Origin of the sequence: Bradyrhizobium sp. SZCCHNRI1009, assembly GCF_032487575.1 — a bacterium.
Taxonomy (GTDB): Bacteria; Pseudomonadota; Alphaproteobacteria; order Rhizobiales; family Xanthobacteraceae; genus Bradyrhizobium.
The window spans coordinates 81,045-82,111 of sequence record NZ_JAUEUL010000008.1; the positions used below are offsets into that span (position 1 = coordinate 81,045).

At 64.8% G+C, this 1,067-nt stretch carries 1 protein-coding gene; it reads left to right on the top strand.

The window, feature by feature from the left end:
* Nucleotides 1-98: 98 nt before the first annotated feature.
* Complete coding sequence (locus tag QX010_RS16290) at nt 99-1,025, top strand: TauD/TfdA family dioxygenase (protein ID WP_316180544.1); 927 nt, start codon at nt 99-101, stop codon at nt 1,023-1,025.
* Nucleotides 1,026-1,067 lie beyond the last annotated feature (42 nt).

The following is a 1,067-nucleotide window of genomic DNA, read 5'->3' on the forward strand; positions in this document are numbered from 1 at the left end:
GCCGGCGAGCCGTCTGGTGATGAGACTTCGATGCTGAAATCGACGGGAGACGGGGAGAGGTCATGTTCGCAATACAATCTAAAGTAGAACAAGATTCGTTGCCGTTCCTTCTGCGGGCCAGCCGCGAGCAGCAGCCGCTGATGGAGGCCGTCAGCGACGTCCGCGACATGATCGAGCGCCAGCTCTACGCCTGCGGCGGAATTCTCTTCCGTGGCTTCCATCTCGATGGCGCCGAGGCGTTCAGGAGCTTTGCCGCGAGCTTCGGCCATCCGCTGCTGTCCTACGAATTCGGCTCGACGCCGCGATCGAAGGTCAGCGCCGGCGTCTACACATCGACCGAATATCCGCCGCACCAGAGCATCCCGCTGCACAACGAGCAGGCCTATACGCGCGACTGGCCGATGAAGATCTGGTTCTATTGCGAGCAGGCGGCGCAGCAGGGTGGCGAAACGCCGGTCGCCGACAGCCGGCTCATTCACCGCGACATGCCTGCCGCGATCCGCAACCGTTTCGCCGAGCGCGGCGTCATGTATGTCCGCAACTATGGCAGCGGTCTCGACGTCGACTGGCGGCAGGTGTTCGGCACGGAGTCGAAGGCGGAGGTCGAGGCCTATTGCGCCGCGCATGCCATCGCCTGCGAATGGAAGGATGGCGACGAACTGCGGACACGGCAGGTCTGCCAGGGGACCGCGGTGCATCCCGTGACCGGGGACATGGTGTGGTTCAATCAGGCGCATCTGTTCCACGTCTCCAGCCTCGCGCCCGAGGTTCGGGAGAGTCTTCTCGACATCGTCGGCGATCCGCTCGAGCTGCCGCGCAATGCGTTCTACGGCGATGGTGCGCCGATCGAGGATGAGACGCTGGCCACGGTCCGCCGCGTGCTCGACCGGCACAAGATCGTCTTCCCGTGGCAGACCGGCGACGTCGTCATGCTCGACAACATGCTGACGGCGCACGCGCGCGAGCCGTTCAAGGGGCCGCGCAGGGTGATCGTCGCGATGGCGCAAGCCCATCGCGTGAACTGAAGCCGCGCAATCGACCACCAGCCGCGATCGGACCTCCGCAAG